Source organism: uncultured Oscillibacter sp., from assembly GCF_947654275.1.
Lineage (GTDB): Bacteria > Bacillota > Clostridia > Oscillospirales > Oscillospiraceae > Oscillibacter.
Window position 1 is genome coordinate 67,603 of record NZ_CANTJS010000007.1, and the last position, 7,193, is coordinate 74,795.

Here is a 7,193-nt window from a genome sequence, read left to right on the forward strand (position 1 = left end):
TGTGCGCAAAATCTTACTGGATGCCCAGCACCTTATAGTCCTGGTCCTCCACGGCCTTTTTCAGGGCCTCGTCGGCGAGAGGGGCGGACAGGGTGACCACGGCGGCGCCCTTTTCGTGGCTGACGTTGGCGGCGCTGACCTCCGGCAGGGCCTCCAGGGCCTTTTTCACCCGGGCCTCGCAGTGACCGCACATCATGCCCTCAATGTTCATTGTCTTTTCCATGGTGGTTGTTTCCTCCTTGTGTTGGGTTTTGTTGGATTTGTGTTTCAGGGGTTTATCCTTACCCGCGTTCCGAATGTCAAAGAGATTCAGCCGCAGGGCGTTGGAGACGACGCAGAAGCTGCTGAGGCTCATGGCCGCCGCGCCGAACATGGGGTTCAGCGTCAGGCCCAGGGGAATGAAGAGCCCCGCCGCCAGGGGGATGCCGATGGTGTTGTAGAAAAAGGCCCAGAACAGATTTTCATGGATGTTCCGCAGGGTGGCCCGGCTGAGCCGGATGGCGGCGGGCACGTCGGACAGACGGCTCTTCATCAGCACCACGTCCGCCGCGTCGATGGCCACGTCCGCCCCCGCGCCGATGGCGATGCCGGTATCCGCCCGGGTGAGGGCCGGGGCGTCGTTGATGCCGTCGCCCACCATGGCCACATTCCCCTGCTCCCTGAGGGACCGGATGACGCTCTCCTTGCCGTCGGGCAGGACGCCGGCCACGACCTCGTCCACCCCGGCCTGCCTGCCGATGGCCCGAGCGGTGCGCTCGTTGTCGCCGGTGAGCATCACCACACGGATGCCCATGCCCTGCAGTTCCTTCACGGCCTGGGGACTGTCCTCCTTGATGACGTCCGCCACAGCCACTGCGCCCAGAATCCGTTTTTGGCTCTCGTTGGCAAAGAACATGGGGGTTTTGCCCTGCTCCGCCAAAGCCTCGGCCTGACGGGCCAGAGGGCCGGGGTCCACGCCCGCCTCCTCCATCATGGCCAGGTTTCCGCCGATGCAGCTGTCTCCGTTCAGCACGGCCCGGACGCCTCTGCCATGGACGGCGGCAAACTGCTCCGCCGGAGAGGCGGACAGGCTCCGCCGCCGGGCCTCCTCCACAATGGCCCTGGCAAGAGGATGCTCCGAGGGGGCCTCCAGAGAGGCCGCCGCCGCCAGCAGGGCGTTTTCATCGACGCCGGGGGCGGGGAGGAGGTCCGTCACCCTGGGCTCGCCCTTTGTGATGGTGCCGGTTTTGTCCAGGGCCACAATCTCCGTCCGGCCCGCGGCCTCCAGAGAGGCGGCGGTCTTGAACAGGATGCCGTTTTTGGCTCCCATGCCGCTGCCCACCATAATGGCCACAGGGGTGGCGAGGCCCAGGGCGCAGGGACAGGAAATCACCAGCACGGAGATGCCCCGGGCCAGGGCGAAGCCCACGGTCTGGCCCAGCAGCAGCCACACGAGAATGGTCACAGCGGAAATGGAGATCACCGCCGGGACAAAAATGCCGGAAACCCTGTCAGCAATCTTGGCGATGGGGGCCTTGGTGGCCGCCGCGTCGCTGACCATCTGGATAATCTGGGAGAGCGTGGTGTCCTCTCCCACCCGGGTGGCCTGGCAGCGGAGAAAGCCGGACTGGTTCACCGTCGCGGCGGAAACGGCGTCGCCGGGGCCCTTGTCCACGGGGATGCTCTCGCCTGTCAGGGCGGATTCGTTGACAGCGCTGGAGCCGTCCACCACCACACCGTCCACGGGAATGTTCCCGCCGGGCCGGACCACAAATACATCCCCGGTCCGGACCTGGTCAATGGGGACCTCGGTCTCCGCCCCGTCCCGCACCAGAACGGCGGTTTTGGGGGCCAGCTTCATCAGTCCCTTCAGGGCGTCGGTGGTTCTGCCCTTGGAACGGGCCTCCAGCATTTTTCCCACGGTGATGAGGGTGAGGATCATGGCGGCGGATTCAAAATAGAACTCGTGCATCAGGTGCATCACCGTCTCGCCGTCTCCCTGAACCTGGGCGTTCGTCATCGCGAAGAGGGCATAGGTGCTGTAGACAAAAGCCGCCGTGGACCCCAGGGCCACCAGTGTGTCCATGTTGGGGGCCCTGTGCCAGAGGCTCTTGAAGCCGCTGACGAAAAATTTCTGGTTGATGACCATCACCGCCGCTGTCAGCAGCAGCTGCAAAAGCCCCATGGCCACATGGTTGCCCTGAAAGAAGGCGGGGGCCGGCCAGGACCACATCATATGGCCCATGGAGAAGTACATCAGCACCAGCAGAAAGCCCAGGGACCAGATCAGCCTCTGCTTCAAAACCGGAGTCTCATGGTCCCGCAGGGCCTCCTCCGCCTCGGAGAGGGAGGGCGTTTTCGCCTGGCTGCCCGCGCCCTTCTGAGACGCGCCGTAGCCCGCTTCCTCCACGGCCCGAAGGATATCGGCGGCCGCGGCGGTCCCCTCCACGCCCATGGAGTTGGTCAGGAGGCTGACGGAGCAGGCCGTGACCCCCGGAACCCTGGACACGGCTTTTTCGACTCTGGCGCTGCACGCCGCGCAGCTCATGCCGGTGACGTTGTATTGTTCCATTGCGGTCTCCTTTTTATTTCATCAATTTATACAGGGTGGCCACCAGCTCGTCGATGGTCTCGTCCTTCCCCGTCCGGATGTCCTGGGCCACGCAGGTCCGGATGTGCTCCGCCAGCAGCTCCTTGCCGAAGGCGTTCAGCGCGGCGTTGGCCGCGGCCACCTGGGCCAGGATGTCGGGACAGTAGGCGCTCCGTTCCACCATGCCCCGGATGCCCCGGATCTGACCCTCAACGCGGCTGAGGCGGTTGATGAGGCGCTTGTATTCCTCGTCAGAGCGGTCTTTCGTTTTGCGGCAGTTACAGGATTCCATAGCGGACGCCTCCTTTTCGATACCCCCACCGGGTATGCTGATTATATACTCCCACGGGGTATTTGTCAAGGGGAAATAAAAAAACCGGCAGGGGAGGATTTCCCTGTGCCGGTTTTTATGATGAGGTTCTCAGTCCCCCGGCTCCCGGCGGACCACCTGGCCGGGCCCCTTGTAAATATGGTCCGGTGGCACCGTGCCCCGGACGGAGGACGTGGGGTAGATGCTGGCCCGGGGGCCAATCACCGTGCCGGGGTTCAGCACGCTGTTGCAGCCCACCTCCACGTGGTCGCCCAGAATGGCCCCGAATTTTTTCCGGCCCGTGGGAATGGTGCGCTCCCCGTCGCGGACCGCTACCAGGGTTTTGTCGGACTTGACGTTGGAGGTGACGGACCCGGCCCCCATGTGGGCCCTGTGGCCCAGGATGGAGTCCCCTACATAGTTGTAGTGGGGGGTCTGCACACCGTCGAAGAGGATGACGTTTTTCAGCTCCACGGAGTTGCCCACCACACAGCCGGCTCCCACCAGGGCGGAGCCCCGGATGAAGGCACAGTGCCGCACCTCGGTCGACCGGCCGATGATGCAGGGGGCCCCCAGATAGGCGGTAGGGGCGATTTCAGCGGTCTTATGGACCCAGACCTGAGGGGCCCGCTCCTCGTATTCCGCAGGGTCCAGCCGGGGACCCAGGGTTAAAATCAGCTCTTTGATGCCGTCCAGGGCCTGCCAGGGGTATGGGAAGCCGGACAGATAGTCTCCCGCCAGGGAGTGGGAGAGATCCAGCAGGGCGGTTGTTGTCAAATCCATCATGCACCTCCAAATACCGTTGCAACGGGAATTGGGAATTAGAAGTTAGGAATTCTGCCGGAACAGGGACAATTCGTCATTCCTAATTAGCCTTTCCTAACTCCTCATTACCAGTTATTCATTATACACCCGTTTCCCGGAGCCTGCAAGGGGGCGGGGGCCGTCCTTCCGCGCATTTTTCCGGAGGCGGCCGGCTTGAATACAGGCCTTTCGGAGCGGTGCAAAAGGACTTGAACGGAGGGGAAGCCCATGCTATCATCAAGGCCATAGAGCTCCGGGGGGCGCTGGACCGGAGGCAGAGAGGGGAAGGAACATGGAACATGACAGGATTTACCACAGGGACCTGGGTGCGCTGGGCTATCAGAAGGGCCCTCAGTCCATACACCGATGGCATGGGGATATGGAGGGCTGTGAGCAGGGGTTCGACATCATCTTGAACGAGCCGGATTTGGACCTTGCGGACGCCGGTCTGATTGCGGACGTCGTCCGGCACGGGGACAGGTACAGAAAATCCGCCCTGGAATACCTCCGAATGAAGCTGGCGGAGGAACCGGAGCTGTTTCAGTTGTCAAAAGCGGACGGCGCGGAAGCGTCCCGGCGGGAAGAAATCCCCTTTGACCGCCCCCTGTTTATCTTTTATGAAGGGCGGGAGTGGATGATTCTGTTTCTGGAAAACGGGTTGGATTTTGGCGGACAGTTTGGCGTGTCCGTGGAGTTCAGCGGCGAAACGCCCGTTTCCGTTTGTGATTTGTCGGACGCGGAGGAGATAGAGGACGATTGAACATTCCGCCGGGAGCCGTTTTTTGGGGACGGCTCCCGGCGGCCTGACTGGGTCTGCGGACCGGAGGGCCCGGGCGGAGAGAGAAGCGCCGGCCTCAAGCCTCCGGCAGCTCCTCCAGAGAGGCGAAGGTGTAGCCCATATCCTCCCATTTGGTCAGCAGCTCGTCCAGGATATCGGCGTTGGTTTTGGACGTGGAGTGGAGGAGGACAATGGCCCCGTCGTGGATGCGGGGCAGGAGCTTTCCATAGGCCTGTTCCGCCGTGGGCTGGTTGTCCACGTACCAGTCCACATAGGCCAGGGACCAGAATACCGTCTTGTAGCCCAGGGCCTGGGCCTGCTTCAGGTTGTCCTCACTGTACTTGCCCTGGGGCGGGCGGTAGAACATGGGCAGCTCCCGGCCGGTGGTCTCCTGATACAGGGCGGCCAGGCTGTCCAGCTCCTTCTGAAAGGCGGCCTGGTCGGAAATGGCGGACATGTCCGGGTGATGGAAGGTGTGGTTGCCCACGATGTGGCCCTCCTCCGCCATGCGGCGGATGATGTCCGGGGCGGTTTCAATCATGTTGCCCACCACGAAGAAGGCGGCGGGGGCGCTGTGCTTCTTCAGGGCGTTCAGGATTTTTTCCGTGTAGCCGTTTTCATACCCGCAGTCAAAGGTGAGGTAGATCACCTTCTTCCCGGTGTCGCCCAGATAGTAGGCGTCATATTGCGCCAGGCTTTCCGCCGTGGCGTTGCCCACGGGGGACTGGCCCTCGTTGGGGAAGGACAGGCCCCAGTTGTCGGCGGAGGCCGGTATGGCGGCGGGGGCGGCGGCGGGGGCGGTGGGATCGGAGAGGGTCCGTCCCTGCGTGAAGAGCATCCCCGCCAGGAACAGACAGGGAAGCAGCAGGAAAAAGCAGCGTTTCAGACGCTCGCGGATTGAGATTGGCATAGGCATCTCCTTTTCATTTGACGGAACGCGCCGTTGTGTCTGCGCAGCGGGGACAGAAGCGCCGGCGCTGTTTTTCGCAGTATGCCCGAAAAGCGTCGAAAGATACCGGTTGGTTCCGGCTTGAAAAAAGTGATGAAATATGCTATGATTGGAAAAATGTCAAAACCGGTCGAAGGGACGAGAGTCTGTTTAAAAACCGGCGGAATGCCGGATTGGGGCAGATTGTTTCGTCAGGCAAGGCGATTTGACGCGGGAATCCTGGCGGATTTCAAGTCAAATCAACGCAGTCCTGACGGAAAAGGATGCCCTGAGACGGCGTTTTGACGGTTTTCAAACAGGCTCTGGAAACCGGAGCGTGGAAAGGGGAAGCTCTATGGCCCAGAAAAGGAGACGCAGAAGGGGCGGCAGTCAGCTGACTCCCCATCAGACCATCCTGCTGCTGCTGTTGTGCGCGGCGGCGGCATTCCTCCGCTGGTATTTCCAGCCGGAGCCCGTCACCATGGAGAATATCCCGGACTACCGGGGGGCGGCCTATGTGGAGCTGAACGAGAATCAGCCCGGCTTCACCCGGGAGGACCTGACCACGGAGGCCTTCGAGACCTACAGCGAGCTGGACGCCCTGGGCCGCTGCGGCCCGGCCTATGCCAACATCTGTCTGGAGATTATGCCCACGGAGGAGCGGGGGGATATCGGGTCCGTGAAGCCCACCGGCTGGCAGACGGTGAAATACGACGTCGTGGACGGGAAATACCTGTACAACCGCTGCCACCTCATCGGCTTTCAGCTGGCGGGGGAGAACGCCAATCAGAAAAACCTGATTACCGGCACCCGGTATCTCAACGTGACGGGGATGCTGCCCTTTGAGAACGAGGTGAACGACTATGTGGACGAGACCGGGAACCACGTTCTCTACCGAGTGACGCCCTACTTCATCGGGTCGGAGCTGGTGGCCCGGGGCGTGCAGATGGAGGCCTTGTCGGTGGAGGACGAAGGGGACGGCGTGCGCTTCAACGTGTTTGTCTATAATGTGCAGCCCGGCGTCGAAATCGACTACGCCACCGGGAACAGCCGTCTGGAGGGATGATGATGAGACTCTGGGAACAGTTTGACCGGCTGGTGGTCTTCGACACCGAGACCACCGGCATCGACTTCCGGCGGGACCGGATCATTGAGCTGGGGGCGGTGGCCCTGGAGCGCGGCGGGGAGACGGGGGGCATGGACGCCTTCATCCGCCTGCCGCCGGGGCGGACCATCCCGCCCTTTATCGTGAACCTCACCGGCATCACCGACGCCATGCTGGAGGAGCAGGGCGTTTCCGGGGAGGCGGCGGCCCGGGAGTTCGCCGCCCTGCTGGAGGGGGCGGAGCGGCCTCTGCTGGTGGCCTATAACGCCCAGTTCGACCTGAATTTCCTGTATGGCCTCCTGGCCCCCCTGGACATGGCGGGCATTCTGGCGGCCCCCCGGTTCCTGGACGCCCTGACGGTCTACCGGGACCGGCGGGACTACCCCCACAAGCTCTGCGACGCCATCGCCGCCTACCGTCTGGAGGGCGAGGCCGTCAACAGCCACCGGGCCATTGACGACGCCCGGGCCGCCGCCCGGCTGCTGGAGAAAATGGCGGCGGAGCAGGACGACCTGGGCCGCTACATCGACCTCTTCGGCACCCACCCCAAGTATGGAATGGAGGGCCGGAAAATCCGCTCCGTGACCTACCGGACCCAGCCCTACCGGCGGGACCTGCCGCTGTATGAACGGACGTGAGGCTCCAGGCAGGGAAATCAATTTTCAAGAATAGTACAAATATCCGAGGGATTCAGGAGAC

7 protein-coding genes are annotated in these 7,193 nt (G+C 62.7%); 3 read left to right on the forward strand and 4 right to left on the reverse strand.

Going from position 1 to position 7,193, the window contains the following annotated elements; all coding sequences use genetic code 11:
- Positions 1 to 13: 13 nt before the first annotated feature.
- The 3 genes from Q0063_RS03260 to Q0063_RS03270 form a co-directional block, all read right to left on the reverse strand.
- On the reverse strand, positions 14 to 2,551 hold the full coding sequence (locus Q0063_RS03260) for a heavy metal translocating P-type ATPase (protein ID WP_297870547.1): 2,538 nt from the start codon (positions 2,549 to 2,551) through the stop codon (positions 14 to 16).
- A 13-nt stretch (positions 2,552 to 2,564) separates the two neighbouring features.
- Positions 2,565 to 2,861, reverse strand: a complete 297-nt coding sequence (locus tag Q0063_RS03265) for a metal-sensing transcriptional repressor (protein ID WP_297870548.1) — start codon at positions 2,859 to 2,861, stop codon at positions 2,565 to 2,567.
- Positions 2,862 to 2,990: 129 nt separating this feature from the next.
- Positions 2,991 to 3,665: a UDP-N-acetylglucosamine pyrophosphorylase gene (locus tag Q0063_RS03270; RefSeq protein ID WP_297870549.1), complete on the reverse strand. Its 675-nt coding sequence runs from the start codon at positions 3,663 to 3,665 to the stop codon at positions 2,991 to 2,993.
- 310 nt (positions 3,666 to 3,975) lie between these two features.
- Between Q0063_RS03270 and Q0063_RS03275 the strand changes: the two genes are divergently transcribed.
- On the forward strand, positions 3,976 to 4,443 hold the full coding sequence (locus Q0063_RS03275) for a hypothetical protein (RefSeq protein ID WP_297870550.1): 468 nt from the start codon (positions 3,976 to 3,978) through the stop codon (positions 4,441 to 4,443).
- 94 nt (positions 4,444 to 4,537) lie between these two features.
- Here the strand turns inward: Q0063_RS03275 and pdaA are convergent, their stop codons facing one another.
- On the reverse strand, positions 4,538 to 5,371 hold the full coding sequence (gene pdaA, locus Q0063_RS03280) for a delta-lactam-biosynthetic de-N-acetylase (protein ID WP_367180320.1): 834 nt from the start codon (positions 5,369 to 5,371) through the stop codon (positions 4,538 to 4,540).
- Between the two features lie 373 nt (positions 5,372 to 5,744).
- On the opposite strand from pdaA, the gene Q0063_RS03285 reads away from it, so the two are divergent.
- On the forward strand, positions 5,745 to 6,455 hold the full coding sequence (locus tag Q0063_RS03285) for a DNA/RNA non-specific endonuclease (RefSeq protein WP_367180321.1): 711 nt from the start codon (positions 5,745 to 5,747) through the stop codon (positions 6,453 to 6,455).
- Positions 6,456 to 6,457: 2 nt separating this feature from the next.
- Positions 6,458 to 7,132 carry a PolC-type DNA polymerase III gene (locus Q0063_RS03290; protein WP_297870551.1) on the forward strand — a complete coding sequence of 225 codons (675 nt, stop codon included), beginning with the start codon at positions 6,458 to 6,460 and terminating at the stop codon, positions 7,130 to 7,132.
- Positions 7,133 to 7,193 lie beyond the last annotated feature (61 nt).

Bases quoted from the DNA above. Each gene is read 5' to 3' on its own strand.
- Q0063_RS03260 (WP_297870547.1), bottom strand. From the start codon at position 2,551: ATGGAACAATACAACGTCACCGGCATGAGCTGCGCGGCGTGCAGCGCC.
- Q0063_RS03265 (WP_297870548.1), bottom strand. From the start codon at position 2,861: ATGGAATCCTGTAACTGCCGCAAAACGAAAGACCGCTCTGACGAGGAA.
- Q0063_RS03270 (WP_297870549.1), bottom strand. From the start codon at position 3,665: ATGATGGATTTGACAACAACCGCCCTGCTGGATCTCTCCCACTCCCTG.
- Q0063_RS03275 (WP_297870550.1), top strand. From the start codon at position 3,976: ATGGAACATGACAGGATTTACCACAGGGACCTGGGTGCGCTGGGCTAT.
- pdaA (WP_367180320.1), bottom strand. From the start codon at position 5,371: ATGCCAATCTCAATCCGCGAGCGTCTGAAACGCTGCTTTTTCCTGCTG.
- Q0063_RS03285 (WP_367180321.1), top strand. From the start codon at position 5,745: ATGGCCCAGAAAAGGAGACGCAGAAGGGGCGGCAGTCAGCTGACTCCC.
- Q0063_RS03290 (WP_297870551.1), top strand. From the start codon at position 6,458: ATGAGACTCTGGGAACAGTTTGACCGGCTGGTGGTCTTCGACACCGAG.